Origin of the sequence: Mucilaginibacter ginsenosidivorans (assembly GCF_007971025.1) — a bacterium.
Taxonomy (GTDB): Bacteria; Bacteroidota; Bacteroidia; order Sphingobacteriales; family Sphingobacteriaceae; genus Mucilaginibacter; species Mucilaginibacter ginsenosidivorans.
On the sequence record NZ_CP042436.1, the window covers coordinates 4147511 to 4162661 of the forward strand.

The 15151-nt window shown below is 44.4% G+C and carries 15 protein-coding genes; 10 read left to right on the top strand and 5 right to left on the bottom strand.

Annotation, left to right across the window (positions count from 1 at the left end):
• Window positions 1-43: 43 nt before the first annotated feature.
• The 4 genes from FRZ54_RS18940 (at window position 44) to FRZ54_RS18955 (ending at window position 3374) form a co-directional block, all read left to right on the top strand.
• Window positions 44-1174 carry an aminotransferase class I/II-fold pyridoxal phosphate-dependent enzyme gene (locus tag FRZ54_RS18940; protein ID WP_147033394.1) on the top strand — a complete coding sequence of 377 codons (1131 nt, stop codon included), beginning with the start codon at window positions 44-46 and terminating at the stop codon, window positions 1172-1174.
• A complete protein-coding gene (gene bioD, locus FRZ54_RS18945; RefSeq protein ID WP_147033395.1) occupies window positions 1164-1781 on the top strand; it encodes a dethiobiotin synthase in 618 nt (205 codons plus the stop codon). The genes FRZ54_RS18940 and bioD overlap by 11 nt, the downstream gene beginning before the upstream one ends.
• A 339-nt stretch (window positions 1782-2120) precedes the next feature.
• Window positions 2121-3014 (top strand): 3-hydroxyacyl-CoA dehydrogenase family protein, encoded by an 894-nt coding sequence (locus FRZ54_RS18950; protein WP_446685953.1) that lies wholly within the window; start codon window positions 2121-2123, stop codon window positions 3012-3014.
• A 63-nt stretch (window positions 3015-3077) separates the two neighbouring features.
• Complete coding sequence (locus FRZ54_RS18955; RefSeq protein WP_147033396.1) at window positions 3078-3374, top strand: hypothetical protein; 297 nt, start codon at window positions 3078-3080, stop codon at window positions 3372-3374.
• A 68-nt stretch (window positions 3375-3442) separates the two neighbouring features.
• Here the strand turns inward: FRZ54_RS18955 and argS are convergent, their stop codons facing one another.
• Window positions 3443-5206, bottom strand: a complete 1764-nt coding sequence (gene argS, locus FRZ54_RS18960) for an arginine--tRNA ligase (protein WP_147033397.1) — start codon at window positions 5204-5206, stop codon at window positions 3443-3445.
• Between the two features lie 161 nt (window positions 5207-5367).
• On the opposite strand from argS, the gene FRZ54_RS18965 reads away from it, so the two are divergent.
• The 5 genes from FRZ54_RS18965 to FRZ54_RS18985 all read left to right on the top strand — a co-directional run bounded on the left by FRZ54_RS18965 (window position 5368) and on the right by FRZ54_RS18985 (window position 10690).
• A complete protein-coding gene (locus FRZ54_RS18965) occupies window positions 5368-6816 on the top strand; it encodes an arginine deiminase family protein (RefSeq protein ID WP_147033398.1) in 1449 nt (482 codons plus the stop codon).
• A gap of 66 nt (window positions 6817-6882) precedes the next feature.
• Entirely contained in the window at window positions 6883-7806 is a 924-nt protein-coding gene (gene ctlX, locus FRZ54_RS18970; protein ID WP_228462539.1) for a citrulline utilization hydrolase CtlX, read from the top strand.
• Between the two features lie 142 nt (window positions 7807-7948).
• The gene (locus FRZ54_RS18975; RefSeq protein WP_147033399.1) at window positions 7949-9337 is read left to right on the top strand and encodes an arginine decarboxylase; all 1389 of its coding nucleotides are present in this window, start codon (window positions 7949-7951) and stop codon (window positions 9335-9337) included.
• A gap of 51 nt (window positions 9338-9388) precedes the next feature.
• The gene (locus tag FRZ54_RS18980; protein WP_147033400.1) at window positions 9389-10084 is read left to right on the top strand and encodes a class I SAM-dependent methyltransferase; all 696 of its coding nucleotides are present in this window, start codon (window positions 9389-9391) and stop codon (window positions 10082-10084) included.
• Window positions 10085-10162: 78 nt separating this feature from the next.
• On the top strand, window positions 10163-10690 hold the full coding sequence (locus FRZ54_RS18985; protein ID WP_147033401.1) for a DUF1572 family protein: 528 nt from the start codon (window positions 10163-10165) through the stop codon (window positions 10688-10690).
• Here the strand turns inward: FRZ54_RS18985 and FRZ54_RS18990 are convergent.
• Genes FRZ54_RS18990 through FRZ54_RS24550 form a run of 3 tightly spaced genes read right to left on the bottom strand, consistent with a single transcriptional unit; the run spans window position 10687 to window position 13455 of the window.
• On the bottom strand, window positions 10687-11406 hold the full coding sequence (locus FRZ54_RS18990) for an RluA family pseudouridine synthase (RefSeq protein ID WP_147033402.1): 720 nt from the start codon (window positions 11404-11406) through the stop codon (window positions 10687-10689). The genes FRZ54_RS18985 and FRZ54_RS18990 overlap by 4 nt on opposite strands.
• Window positions 11407-11447: 41 nt before the next feature.
• Entirely contained in the window at window positions 11448-12464 is a 1017-nt protein-coding gene (locus FRZ54_RS18995; RefSeq protein WP_187359672.1) for a FimB/Mfa2 family fimbrial subunit, read from the bottom strand.
• A gap of 25 nt (window positions 12465-12489) precedes the next feature.
• On the bottom strand, window positions 12490-13455 hold the full coding sequence (locus FRZ54_RS24550) for a hypothetical protein (protein WP_187359673.1): 966 nt from the start codon (window positions 13453-13455) through the stop codon (window positions 12490-12492).
• A 432-nt stretch (window positions 13456-13887) separates the two neighbouring features.
• Between FRZ54_RS24550 and FRZ54_RS19000 the strand changes: the two genes are divergently transcribed.
• Window positions 13888-14373 (top strand): hypothetical protein, encoded by a 486-nt coding sequence (locus FRZ54_RS19000; protein ID WP_147033404.1) that lies wholly within the window; start codon window positions 13888-13890, stop codon window positions 14371-14373.
• Window positions 14374-14405: 32 nt separating this feature from the next.
• On the opposite strand, the gene FRZ54_RS19005 is transcribed toward FRZ54_RS19000, so the two are convergent.
• Complete coding sequence (locus FRZ54_RS19005) at window positions 14406-15095, bottom strand: response regulator transcription factor (RefSeq protein ID WP_147033405.1); 690 nt, start codon at window positions 15093-15095, stop codon at window positions 14406-14408.
• Between the last annotated feature and the right edge of the window lie 56 nt (window positions 15096-15151).

Below are 15151 nucleotides of genomic sequence, written 5' to 3' on the forward strand. Positions count from 1 at the left end.
CGGCTCTGCGCCGCTTTTTCTATTTTAGCAGAAATTTCATCCATTGAACCCTGCCGAAAAATTTATTAAGGATAAACTCGATGCAAGGCGCCTTGACGGCTCCTACCGCATACTTAAGCCGGAAAATGACCTGGTCGACTTTTGCTCCAATGATTACCTGGGCTTCGCCCGTTCTGCCGCACTTAAAGAGTTGATCGCTAATGAGCTGCGCGAGAATGATATTAAATCTATCGGTTCAACAGGATCAAGGCTGATCTCAGGAAACTCATCGTACATCGAAAACCAGGAAAAAGAGATCGCTGCGTTTCATAACTCGGAGTCGGGGTTGATCTATAACTCGGGTTATGATGCCAATGTAGGTTTATTTTCGTCCCTGCCTCAAAAAGGCGATACTATTATTATGGATGAGTTGGCGCATGCTTCTATCATCGATGGAGCAAGGTTAAGTTTTGCAAACCGTTATAGTTTCCGGCATAATGACCTTGCGAGCCTTGAAGAAAAATTGAAGCACGCCAAAGGAAATTGCTATGTCGTTGTCGAAAGCGTGTATTCCATGGATGGTGACACACCGCCGCTAAAGGACATTTCAAAACTGGTTGAACAATATAACGCCCAACTGATTGTGGATGAGGCGCATGCGGTAGGTTTATACAAAAGGGGGTTGATCTGCGAGCTTGGGCTGGAAGACAAAGTTTTTGCCAGGGTTATTACTTTTGGGAAAGCTTTGGGCTGCCATGGGGCAATTGTATTAGGCGGTAATTTACTCCGCGAGTACCTGATCAATTTTTCGCGGTCGTTTATTTACACAACAGCGGCGTCATTTCACCAGTTTGCAGCGATAAAAATGGCTTATAAGCATTTGGCCAATGCCGATAATACAATCGAACAGTTAAACAGTAATATCCGTCTGTTAAAAAAATCACTGACCGCCGGTCTGAAACTTCAGTTGATACAAAGCGACAGCGCCGTACAATGCCTGATAGCTGGCAACAATAAAAAGGCAAAAGCATTGGCGGCTACGTTACAGGCCGCGGGGCTCGATGTTCGCCCAATATTGAGCCCCACGGTACCAAAAGGTTCGGAAAGGCTGCGCATTTGCCTGCACGCTTTCAATACACCAGGCGAGATAACAATTTTGGCTGAAACACTTAATAAATATAACGATGCCGGATAAGCAACATTTTTTTGTAACTGGAATAGGTACCGAGATCGGCAAAACCGTTGTATCCGCCGCGCTTGTAGAAAAATTGAGGACCGATTACTGGAAACCTGTCCAGTCCGGCGACCTGGATAACAGCGATTCGCTCAAGGTAAAAAGTCTTATTTCGAATGCCGTCACAAAGATATTTCCCGAAACATACCGGTTGACGCAACCCTTTTCGCCGCATAAATCGGCTGATCTCGACGGTATCATCATCGATCCGGGGAAATTTATTCTTCCCAAAACGGATAATGCGCTGATAGTGGAGGGCGCCGGTGGTTTAATGGTGCCGCTGAACAACCGTTTCCTAATGATCGACCTGATCAAACAGTTGGATTTAGAAGTGATCCTTGTTTCAAAAAATTATTTGGGCAGCATCAACCATACCCTGCTTTCGATCAATGCTTTAAAACAATATGGCATCACGGTGAAAGGCCTCATCTTTAATGGCCCGGAGGACTATTACTCACAAGACTATATCCTGCAATATACCGGCATCAAATTATTGGGGCACATTCCGGATTACCCGTTGATCGATAAACAAACAATAATTGATGCCGGTACACACATCAACCTTTAATTAGCGTCCCTTTTTGATTGTCACCGGCTAAAAGGCGGCTCCGATGGAGCCTTCAATTATTATTGGATGATTTTCTATAAACAGGTAGCTCCTATGGAGCAAAATAGTTTAATGCGGTAATAGTTCCGTAGGAACATCCTGTTTGTAGAAAATAAAATGGATTGATAAGGCTCCATCGGAGCCTCCTATTGATGTAACAAATCAAATTTTGCCAAATAAAGAATTTGCGCCACCTTCGTGTATTCGATTATTTAACCACTTCATGAAACCACCAGGAGCAGCGCTTAAAAAACACAACACCGCTCCTGGTAGCTTCATCACCATTGAAAAATAATTTCTATGATGAAACATATAACAGTAATTGGCTCTGGCACAATGGGTAACGGCATAGCGCACACCTTTGCTCAATATGGATTTAACGTATCATTGGTCGACATCAGTGAAGATGCGTTAAAAAAAGCTGTGCAGACCATCAGTAATAATCTTGATCGCCAGGTAAACAAAGGCACTATTGATGAAACTGTAAAATCGGCTACCCTTGCCAACATTACCACTTATACCGATCTTGAAACCGGCGCCGCTGATGCTGACCTGGTTGTTGAGGCTGCTACCGAAAACCGGGATATCAAGCTAAAGCTTTTTAAGGATCTGAGCGCCATTTGTAAGCCAGAAGCTATATTGGCATCCAATACTTCATCCATATCTATCACCCAAATAGCGGCGGTTACCAAAGACCCATCACGGGTTATCGGCATGCATTTTATGAACCCTGTTCCGGTAATGAAACTGGTGGAGGTGATACGCGGGTATGCGACAAGCGATGAAGTGACCAACACCATAATGAACCTATCCCGCCAATTGGGAAAGGACCCTGTTGAAGTGAATGATTACCCCGGCTTTGTAGCCAATCGCATCCTGATGCCGATGATCAATGAGGCAGTTTACACACTTTTTGAAGGCGTTGCCGGCGTACAGGAAATAGATACCGTGATGAAATTGGGAATGGCCCACCCCATGGGGCCGCTGCAACTGGCCGATTTTATAGGCCTGGATGTTTGCCTGGCTATTCTGCGGGTACTTTATGACGGTTTCGGCAATCAGAAATATGCGGCTTGTCCGCTACTGGTAAACATGGTTACAGCCGGGCATTTGGGTGTAAAATCAGGCCGGGGCTTCTATAAATATACCCCCGGAAGCAAGGATTTGGTGGTCGCCGACAAGTTCAGGCGTTAATAAATTTTAAACTTTTCATGTGCTCATTTGTCAAAGTTCTAATACTTATAAAAACATATTCAAATGAAAACACTATCAAAATTCGGGGTGCTGGCAGTATTGGGCGGCTCCCTGTTCCTGTCGGCATGCGCAGGTGAATATTATGTATCCGATCAGCCGGCGGATGTTGTTTACGAAAGACCGGCGCCTCCGTATGACGGCGCTGTATGGATAGAAGGCGATTGGGTTTGGAGTGGCGGAAGGTACGTACATCAACATGGCTATTGGGTTAGGCCGCGCGCGGGCCGCACCTATGTCTACGGCCGCTGGGAACACAACAATCGTGGCTACAGGTGGCACCGCGGACATTGGCACAGGTAAGCGTCTAATGTGCGGATATGCAGATTTTAAATTCAAAGCATCTGCATATCCGCACATTTGTACATTAATTACATCCTCTCGGGTACTTCGATACCCAATAATCCCATTCCTTTTTTTATCACATTGGCCGATGCCGATGAAAGCTGCAGCCGGAATTGCCTGGTCGGCTCATCATCCGCCTGCAATATCGATCGTTCGTGATAAAACTTATTGAAGGCCTTGGCCACTTCGTAAACATAATTGGCGATAACAGCGGGTGTGTAGCCCCTGGCAGCTGTTTCTATAATTTCAGGGAACTGGCCAAGTATAAGTATTAACTCTCTTTCTTCCGCGAACAATGGCGCAGCCGATTTTGCCGGGCTGATTGCCCCTGCCCTGCTTAAAACCGATCTTATCCGGGCATGTGTATATTGTATGAATGGCCCGGTATGTCCCTGGAAATCGACAGATTCATTCGGGTCGAACAAAAGGCGTTTTTTGGGGTCAACTTTCAGCAGGAAATATTTTAGTGCTCCCATACCAATTGTATGGTACAACTCTTCTTTTTCGGCTTCGCCAAATCCTTCTACTTTGCCTAACGCTTCGGTTTGATCTTTGGCGGTTGTTTCCATCTCGCTGATCAGGTCATCAGCGTCGACGACCGTTCCCTCGCGCGATTTCATTTTACCCGATGGCAGGTCGACCATACCGTAAGACAAATGATACAATCCCTTTGCCCAGGTTTTGCCTAACTTTTCGAGTATCAGGAACAATACTTTAAAATGGTAATCCTGCTCGTTACCCACTACATAAATAGATTCGTCCATGCCGAAATCATCGTATTTAAGCTGGGCGGTACCCAGGTCCTGCGTCATATAAACCGATGTGCCGTCCGAACGTAGTAAGAGTTTCTGATCAAGTCCGTCGGCAGTCAGGTCAATCCAGACTGAACCGTCTTCCTTTTTAAAGAACACCTCCTTCGCAAGTCCTTCATCCACAATATCTTTTCCTAATAAATAGGTATTGGATTCGTAGTAAAATTTATCAAACTCGACGCCGAGCCGTTTGTAAGTTTCGCCAAACCCGGCATACACCCAGCCGTTCATGGTTTTCCACAGGCTGATGACGTCCTTGTCACCCGCTTCCCACTTTTGAAGCATTTGTTGCGCTTCCTTTATTATCGGGGCGTTCTTTTTAGCCTCTTCTTCGGTTTGACCGGCAGCTTTTAGCTCGTCAATCTGTTTTTTATACTCCTTGTCGAACAATACATAGTATTTGCCTACCAAATGGTCGCCCTTTAACCCGGAAGATTCCGGCGTTTCGCCGTCACCGAACTCTTGCCAGGCCAGCATGGATTTGCAAATATGGATACCCCGGTCGTTAACCAGGTTTGTTTTGATCACATCATACCCCGCCGCCTCCAAAATTTTTGCGACTGAATATCCCAGCAAATTATTACGCACGTGGCCCAAATGCAGGGGTTTATTGGTATTGGGCGATGAATATTCCACCATTACTTTTTTGCCGTTGGGTTCAAACCTGGCAAAATCATCGGGCAGTATTTCCGTATAGAATTTATTTAGCCAGAAAGAATCGGCCAAAGAAATATTCAGAAAGCCTTTGATAACGTTGAATGCCGATATTTCAGAAACCTCGCTTTTCAGGAACTCACCTATTTCAATGCCGGTTTGCTCGGGCGATTTGCGCGATAATTTGGTAAATGGGAACGTAACTAAGGTAACCTGCCCCTCAAATTCTTTCCGGGTTTCCTGCAAGTTGATATCGGCGGGGTTTACGTCGGTTTGATAGAGTGTTTTAACAGCTTTAACAACGGCTTCGGTAATAAAATTCATCGCGCAAAATTAGGTAATAGAATCAAGAGACAAGAACCAAGATTCAAGAAAGAAAAAAATATAAGCTCTATCGCGTTTAAACCCCGATTGCACCGATCGTGGCTCTTGTTTCTTGGCTCTTGACACTAAATAAGGTAGCTTTGTTCCCGATTATAACCTTTATGACCAAAAGCAAAAACGAATTCAAGATCGATGTAACATCCGAGATAGGCGACCTGCGTTGCCTGCTTATCCATAGCCCCGACAGCGGCCTTGGGAAAGTTGTACCTTCCAAGGCCCAGGATTGGCTGTTCGAGGATATTGTGCACCTGGATACCATGCGCCGCAACGAATATGATTACTATGTGAAACTGTTGATGTATTTCCTTGATCCGGATAAGATAAAAGGCAAATTAGCACAGATCGATTCGAAGGAAAACGACCGCTCTTTTTTTAAGCCCGACAATGCAAATTTTCACGCTTCAGATAAAGTGGTCGAGATACAGTCGCTGCTTGCCGATATTTTAAAGGAGGATGATATCCGTAAAAAGCTGGTAGCATCGGTATGTGCCATTGAGGCCTGCACCTACAGGTTACAGCTAAAACTGATCAACACCGAGCCGGTCGAACTGGCAAAAATATTTATATCGGGCTCCCTGGGGAACGACGAAATGATCTTTGCCCCTATTCCTAACCTGATATTCTCGCGCGACATCGGTATCGCTATCAACAATTATATGCTGCTGAACAAGCCGGCAAAAAAGGCCCGTTCGCGCGAAACTTTGCTTGCCCGGTATATCTTCTTCAACCATCCGTTATTTGCGAATTTCCGTGATAACATCCTTGAGATACCCGAAACGGTACACCACTTCCTTCGCCCCGGCGAGGACCAGGACGAGAAAACCACGCTGGAAGGCGGCGACGTAATGATGGTAAGTCCAAATCATGTGATCATCGGCTGCAGCGAGCGAACATCCTTTAGCGGCGCCAACGAGGCAATGAAGCTGTTGTTCCAAAATGATGTGGTAAAGAAAGTAACCATTGTCAAAATACCGCACAAACGTGACTATATGCACATCGATACCATTTTCACCCAGGTAAAGCGTAACGTTTGGGTAATGCTGGGTTCGCTTTCCGCACTGGAGGGCGAAGAGCCGGAAGCTGATGTAGTGAAATGGTTCGCCGAAAAGAAATCGAAAGATAAAACCGAAATAGCTCAGTTTGAAAAAGGCAAGACCAAGCCAAAAGTATTTAAAACACTCGAGAGCCTTTTGAGCGACATCAGCGAAAACGACCTGCAAAGCGGCAAGAAAACGAAGTTCATTTATTCGGGCAATGATAAATTCCCGTTTGATGCACGGGAACAATGGACCGATTCGTGTAACCTGCTGGCTTTGAAAGAAGGCGTGGTTTTAGGGTACGACCGTAACGATAAAACGGTGGACGCATTTAAGAAGAAGGGCTTTGAAGCCATAAAGGTTACCGACCTGCTGCAAAAATTTGAAGCCGGGGAACTTGAACCGAAAGATATGAAGGACACACTGATACTGATGCCATCGGCAGAGTTGTCGAGGGCACGCGGTGGCTTTCATTGTATGAGCATGCCGCTTTTGCGGGATAAGGTATTGTAAGCAAATAGTTTATGGTCGATGGTTCATAGTGAAACACCATCGGCCATGAACCATTATCTATCAACTATGAACATCAAACAAACCACTTCGACCATATTGATGATCCGCCCGGTAAATTTTGGGTTTAACGAACAGACCGCGGGCAGTAATGCTTTTCAGAACAGGAATGCAGAGCAAGAGCAGGTACAGGCCAGGGCGCTTAAAGAATTTGACAACATAGTAAGCGTACTATGCGAAAATGGCGTGGATGTGATCGTGGTTGACGATACCAGCGAGCCGCATACGCCGGATTCAATTTTCCCTAATAACTGGGTATCGTTCCATGGCGATGGAAACGTGTTCCTATACCCGATGATGGCCGAGAACCGCCGGCTGGAGCGCCGCGAGGATATTATTATGCGCCTTGAGGACAGGTTCAACGTAAAGCATGTGGTCGACCTGAGCCGTTTTGAGCACGAACATAAATTTCTGGAGGGCACCGGCAGCATGGTGCTCGACCGCGAAAATAAGATAGCCTATGCCTGCCTTTCGCCACGGACAGACAAAGAAGTGTTGGATGTATTTTGTAAAGAAAGCGGGTTCAAACCGGTTCTTTTTCATGCCGTCGACGAAAACGCCATGGATATTTATCATACCAATGTGCTGATGTGTGTCGGCTCAGGCTTCGTTGTTATATGCCTGGAAAGTATAAAGGACAACGGGGAAAAAGAACAACTTCTCAATTCGTTCAAAAAAACCAAAAAACAGGTGATCGATATCTCATTTGATCAGATGAACCACTTCGCCGGTAATATGCTCGAGGTTGAAAACAAATTAGGTGAAAGTCTTGTCGTGATGTCGAAAAGCGCCTGGAATTCGCTGAATTACGACCAAAAAGCCATATTAAGCTCGTTCAGTAAACCTGTTTATGCCGACATAAACACTATCGAAAGCAATGGCGGCGGCAGTGCCCGCTGCATGATGGCAGAGGTGCATTTACCCCCAAATTAATGGCATATATTTCACTATCCGTAGTGGCTTTCCGGCAACTTTTATATCCCCACAAACAAATTACATTACAACGATAAAAAATGTATCATTGCGTGCCGATATTTTCCATTAAAAAATTACATTTTTGCCAAAATTTTAAAGAATGCAGAGTTACCAGGAATTTCTCGATCTGAGCGTTGGTTTCCCACAGGAAGGATTCGAGATCATTGATGATGAATTATATTTCAACGATCTCAATTTGATGGAAATGATCGAAACGTACGGTACGCCGCTGCGTTTTACTTACCTGCCTATGGTCTCTAAAAAGATACAGCAGGCGAAATTGCTTTTTCAGCAGGCCATAGTCAAAAACAATTACCGGGGCAGCTACAAATATTGCTATTGTACCAAAAGCTCGCATTTTAAGCATATAGTCGAAGAAGCATTAAAAAACGATATTCACCTCGAAACATCTTCGGCTTTCGATATGCCGATGATAGATGCGCTGGAAAAAAAAGGTGCGCTGAAAAAGGACATGACCGTGATATGCAACGGTTTTAAAACTTTTCAGTACAAAACCTACATTATCGACATGTTGCATGATGGTTTCAAAAACATCATCCCGGTATTGGATAATAAAGAGGAGTTCAACATCTACGATGACGAGGTTGAAATGGATACTCCCTGCAACCTGGGGATACGCATAGCAGCAGAAGAGCAGCCCGACTCGCAATTTTACACCTCGCGCCTGGGCATACGCCTGGAGGATATTATCGATTTCTATCACAACAAAATAGAGGACAATCCTAATTTTAAGGTAAAGCTGCTTCATTTCTTCATCAACTCAGGTATTTCGGATACGCCGTATTACTGGAACGAGCTCGAGAAATATGTGACACTGTACTGCAAATTCAAAAAGATAAACCCCGACCTGGATACGCTGGATATTGGCGGCGGCATGCCTTTCAAGGATTCGTTGGTTTTTGATTTTGATTATGAATACATGATCAACGAGATCGTTAGCCGGATAAAAGAAATATGTGCTGAAAACGATACCGTGGAACCGGACATTATAACCGAGTTCGGTAAATACACCGTTGCTGAAGCATCAGGTATCTTATACAAAGTATTGGGCCGTAAACAGCAAAACGACCGTGAACGCTGGTTGATGCTGGACGGATCGTTTATTACTAACCTGCCTGATGTATGGGCCCTGAACCAGAAATATATTTTATTGCCGGTGAATAACTGGGATTCGGAATATGAACGTGTGAACCTGGGCGGTATCACCTGCGACGGGCAGGATTACTATAACCAGGAAGCGCACATGAACAGTGTGTTTATGCCGAAAACGCGCAAAGTGCAATACCTGGGTTTTTTCAACACCGGGGCTTACCAGGAGGTACTTAGCGGGTATGGCGGTATTCATCATTGCCTGTTGCCATCGCCCAAGCACGTACTCATCCGCCGCAACCGCGACGAGACCTTTAATTTCGAAGTGTTCGGCGAAGAACAGAACAGTAAACAAGTATTGAAAATACTGGGCTATTAATTAGCTGTGAAATAAACTTATTAAGCCGGCCGGTGTTAAGTGATTATGCTTATGCGGTCGGCTTTTATAGTATTACTGAATTTCGGTCTGCTTGCCTTGCCGCAGCATGACAGCGTTTACACGCATAAAACACCGTCGGACGGCGGGACCGGCAAAGTTTACTTCGGCCGCGAGATTGCAAATATTATGGATTTTAAGGGTTCCGCCTGGCTGGAAAGGAACTCGCGGCAAAAGGAGGAAAATTCAGATCTGACCATAGAAAAGTTGCCGATCGGCAAAAACAGCGTAGTGGCTGATATTGGCGCAGGCACAGGCTATTATACCTTTAAGATAGCTTCAAAAGTACCGCAGGGGCGGGTGTATGCCGTCGAGATACAGGACAATGCCGTTACCTACCTGAAAAACAAAGCTGGCCAGCTTGATGGAAAAAATGTGACCGTCATTAAAGGCAAAGAGCAATCGCCCGGATTACCGGAAAACGCCATCGACCTTGTCATCATGGTTGATGTTTACCACGAGTTGATGTACCCCCACGAAATGCTGCAAAGCATCCGCAAAGCTTTAAAGCCAAACGGCAGATTATTACTGATTGAATACCGGGCCGAGGACCCGAAAGTTGAGATCAGGGCGCTTCACAAAATGACAGTAGGTCAGGCTCTGAAAGAGCTCAAAGCTAACGGTTTCCAGTTGGCTGGGGACGGGGAATTTCTGCCGATCCAGCATTTTCTGTTGTTTAAAAAAAGTTAGCCGGATGTCATATTTCTCTTATCGGTTTGGTTATGCGCCGGGGAAATTATTTTTGCGTGTAATCAATAGCCGACGATTATGAAAAATGCTCAAACTTATCTTGAAAGCGCCCTGCATCAATTCAAATATTACAGATCGGTTGCTGAAAAAACATTTGCGCAGTTAACAGATGAGCAACTTTTCTGGCAATATAATGCCGAAAGCAACAGCGTAGCCATGATCGTACAGCACATCAGCGGGAATATGCTTTCGCGCTGGACGGATTTCCTGACATCCGACGGCGAAAAAGAATGGCGCAACAGGGAAGCTGAATTTGATACGGTTATCAAAAATCGTGACGAAATGATAGCTGAATGGGATAAAGGCTGGCAGTGTTTGTTTGATGCGATCAACCCGTTAACAGACGATGATTTGAATAAGATCGTACTTATTCGTGCCGAAACACATTCCGTGGCCGAAGCTATAAACCGTCAACTGGCGCATTATCCTTACCATATCGGGCAGATCGTTTTTATCGGGAAGATGCTGGCGGGCGATCAGTGGAAATCAATGACCATACCGCGGGGAAAATCGCAGGCATTTAACGATAAAATGTTTGGCCGCTAAGCGTCAAACTTCTCCAGCAATTTTAACAAAGTCTCGAAATCTTTCGGGTACGGCGCATGAATGGTGATATCCTTGCCTTTCATCAGCTTAAACGTTACCTCGTAAGCGTGCAGGGCAAAGCGTTTCATAATAGGTTGCTCCTCCTGGTCTTTCCCTAAATGATATTTGCGCTTGATCTCCGACAGGAAAACAGGCTTACCCTTGTACATCTCGTCGCCGGCGATGGACGCGCGCTGTGTAGCCAAGTGAATGCGTATCTGGTGCATACGCCCGGTTACCGGGCGGCATTCCACCAAAGTATAATGCTTAAAATATTTTAGCGACTGGAACCAGGTTTCGGCCAGTTTGCCATCCTGCCGGCTGATGGACACATTGCCTTTACCTGTATTCAAAATCGGCAGATCGACTTTCAGGTCTTCAAATACATGCGTCCCCTCGATAATGGCATGGTAAACTTTTTTAACCTTCCGCTTTTCAAACTGCATCGATACGCTGCGGTAAGCCTCGGCGTTCTTTGCAATTATTAGCGCGCCAGATGTCTCTTTGTCCAGCCGGTGGCATATCTGCGCATCATCCCAATAGGCTTTGGCCAAGCGCAGCAAATTAACTTCACCGCCTTCCCTTTCGTCCAGCGAACTAAGGAAAGGCGGTTTATTTACCACAATCACGTCATCATCTTCAAACAGTACCAGGTCGGCAAATTTCGGAAACTTCATAGCCGGCAAAGATACGGTTTATCCAATAAACGTTCGGGGCGTTATTGAAAAGGGATAGTGGTTATTGTCGGATCCCATGTCGGGTCGACCGTGACCTGGAATCCACCAGTATTAACTGTACCATTGCCACCAAATAATTTCCCTGATAAAATAGTTTTATGATTAGCCTGTAAAGGAACGTCACTTATTGTAAAATTCGCAACCGTTTGGCCATAGTATCCTCCGGGAGCCACACCGGGCAATGGCATTCTGTCTGTAGCTATTACTCTTACCTGGTGTGGCCGGCCGGCATTCACAAGCATAATGGCAAGTTTTCTATTTTTTTGCCCCGCCGTAAGAGGCGTATCGACAGACGAACTTACATACAGGTCGCCGTCAACCCCAACAGGTGCGGCTGTATTAAAAGAAAATGATGCCCGTGTGTTTAAACCGTTCGCGTCGGAGACATACATGATGAGGTACTTTACATTAGCGGGTATTGCGTCTTCGATATTCAAAACGATCTGGCCAGTTATCCTTTTCAGATTAATATTCTGACTTATACCGGTATTGTCAATAGTTAAGCTGACTTTTTGGAAGAACGTATCCCTAAAGCCAAAGTCAAATTGTGCCCCATTAGGACGCGAATTACTATAACTTGCAAAGTCACTGCTTAATGTTGGTGACGATGACGAGTCATAATTCAAACCGGTTTGTCCTGCTACGAAAACAAACGTATAATTGCCCGCTGGTAAATTATAATTCACCTTGCCAAAAGCTGTATCAGTAGCCAATTGCTTAGTCAAAAACAGCCTTGAACCGTCTGACTGGTATACGCCGACGTATAACACTGTAGCATTTGCCCCTATCGTCGTATCAGAAACAGCAGTAGTTGCTAAGCTATTGGTCGACAGTTTGCCTGTTTTGTTTGTCACATTAAAAGCTCCTGTCAATTTATTATAACTTAGGTTGAACGATACATTAACAAGCTTTCCACTGTTCGTCTTGTTAACGGCTTCTTTTTTACACGAAGACAGCCCAATTAATATGGCCAATGCACTATATATATATTTTTTCATCTTTCTGGTTTTTAAAGTTTGACAATTAATAATGCACGGTGGAAGGTGTACTCCAGTTAGGGTCCACCGATATGCTAAACCCATTGTTATTATTGTTAACCGTGTTTGAAAAATTACCTGAAAGTATGGTACGTTGATTAACCGTGCAGGTAACGTTCGATACAGCATGTGTGGCTATAACATGGTTAGCGTTGTCATAGGCGGTGAGGGAAACGCTAAAAGGCGTAGTCGTATTTAGAACTATTTGCGAAAATTTATAATTAGATGTTCCTTTTACTGAATCAGGAATAACAAAATGAGTGGTGATAGTATCAGCCAATTGCGGACTCGCGGTTGCAAAACCATATTCAAAATCCTCTTTGTTAAGGAACATATCAACCCTGGCTGCATTTGTGGGAATAACATCATTAAAATCTACTTCGAGTTTACCTACTATCCTATGCAGGGTTACATTTTGGCTAACAGCGCCATTATTAACTGTCAGTTGAAATTTATCAAAAAAAGTATCCGACCACAATCCGTCCCAAACTCGAACTGAAACCGGAGTTCCACCATTATCCCTGGTATCATAAAACAATTTTGCATTGGTTAACGAAAGTGTTGCATTACCGTATGTCGCCGGGAGCTCGAGGAAATTTTGTCCTGCATCAACTACTACGGTGTAGGTACCGTTAGCGAGGGAGTCTACAATAATACCATAATTAGCAACCCCTGCCAGTTGTCTAAATTCGCGTATCATGCTGCCGCCCGAGTTAAAAATCGTCAGATGCAGCACAGTAGTGTAAGCAGCAACATTAGCTGTTGCCGAATCGACTTTGAGACTGTTAACCTGCTGCTTGCCGCTCACGCTTGAAATTGTCTGCGTAAAGTCTTTCATGTTAAACGTAACCGGGTACTTTTTCTGAGCAGTGGTACCTGGTGAGGTGTGGTCCTTCTTACATCCAAAAAGGAACACAGCCGCCATAGCGGATAATAGTAGGGTTTTTTTCATAGAATCAATTATTAGTAAATTACAGTAACGACGATTTACAGTAGCAACAACGGTAATCCATTATTGTTACAGTTTAGCTTTTTTAATAATTCCATCAACAGAATAAGCGCAAGAGCCGGGAACGATAAGGGGATACTCCTGCTTGTTTAGTTTTCACAATTTTCATACCCATACACTGCACGTAACTCATATGTTACAATCGGGTGCAGCTTTTAGCTTTGATGCATAACAAAATAATTATCAACATACTGCATAGCTTATCTCTATTGAATTTCCAATCGGAAAGTATGTGGAATTGTGAGCAAAACGAACCACAAAAATTATTGAGGGTATGTTAAGACTATGATCCGGGACAATTGGCGATCACAAAACAATAATGCCGGTACCTGAGTTATAGTGGTTGTAAAACAACTAATATCTAACTATCAAAACATGAATACAGACTCAACTAAACCTGAAGAAAAGGGATTTTTCGAGAAGGTAAAAGAAACGATCGAGCACCTTTGGGATGGTACCAAGGAAACAGCCGAAGAAGTAAAAGAGAAAGCAGCCGATACAATAGACGATATAAAAGCTAAGGTTTCATCAGAAAAAAAGGTAGTTGCGAAAAAAGCAGCTACGGCTAAAAAAAGTGTAACGGCAAAAGCAGCAAAAACAGCGGCAACCGTAAAAGCGCAAGCTAACACTAAAATAAAGGTCATTAAAGCCAAAGCCGCATCTGCCGAATCAAAAGCTAAAAATTCGGTAGCCGATGCAAAAACCAAAGCTGATGCTGCTGTTAAGGAAGAGAAGGCAAAGGCTAAGAAATCAGCGGCGGCTGTAAAAGCTAAAGCCAATAATAAGATTAAAGCTGTTGAGGCAAAAGCTAAATCATCATCACCAAAAACTACAGCTAAAAAGTCGGCCACAGCCAAATAACAACAAAGGCCCCGAAAACCGGGGCCTTTGCTTTATGCTTCAAATTTGTATCCGACGCCTTTGACCGTCGAAACAATATCGTCTCCTAATTTCTCGCGCAGCTTGCGGATGTGCACATCGATAGTACGATTAGTAACTACTACCGAATCTTCCCATATATTTTTCAGGATCACTTCGCGGGTATAAACCTTGCCTGGTTTGGATGCAAGTAGGTAAAGCAATTCGAACTCCTTCTTGGCCAACACCACCTTCTCCCCTTTCTGGAAAACAAGGTAAGCTTCACGATCGATCACCAAACCACCAATTTCCAGTTTGTTGTCGGTTACTTCCTCGGCAGGTGCGTTCCTGCGCAGGATGGCGTTGATGCGGCTTACCAAAGCTCTTGGTTTTATAGGCTTGGCTATGTAATCATCGGCGCCCACGTTGAAACCCGCTATTTCGGAATATTCCTCGCTCCTTGCTGTCAGGAATACCATAAAAGTGTTCTTGAACTCGGGCATGGTACGCATGATGCGGCAGGCTTCAATACCGTCCATCTTGGGCATCATGATATCAAGGACGATCAGGTCGGGCAACACTTTCTTGGCCTCCGAAACAGCCTCCTGGCCGTTTCGGGCTGTATAAACCTGGTAACCTTCTTTCTTTAAGTTGTACTCAATCAGCTCCAATATATCCGGCTCGTCATCAACAATCAAAATTTTTTGTTTAGCAGATGTGCTCATGGTTGAAATTTTGCATAAATGTATGAGCTTAAGAAAAGCAAATAGTTACCTAAATA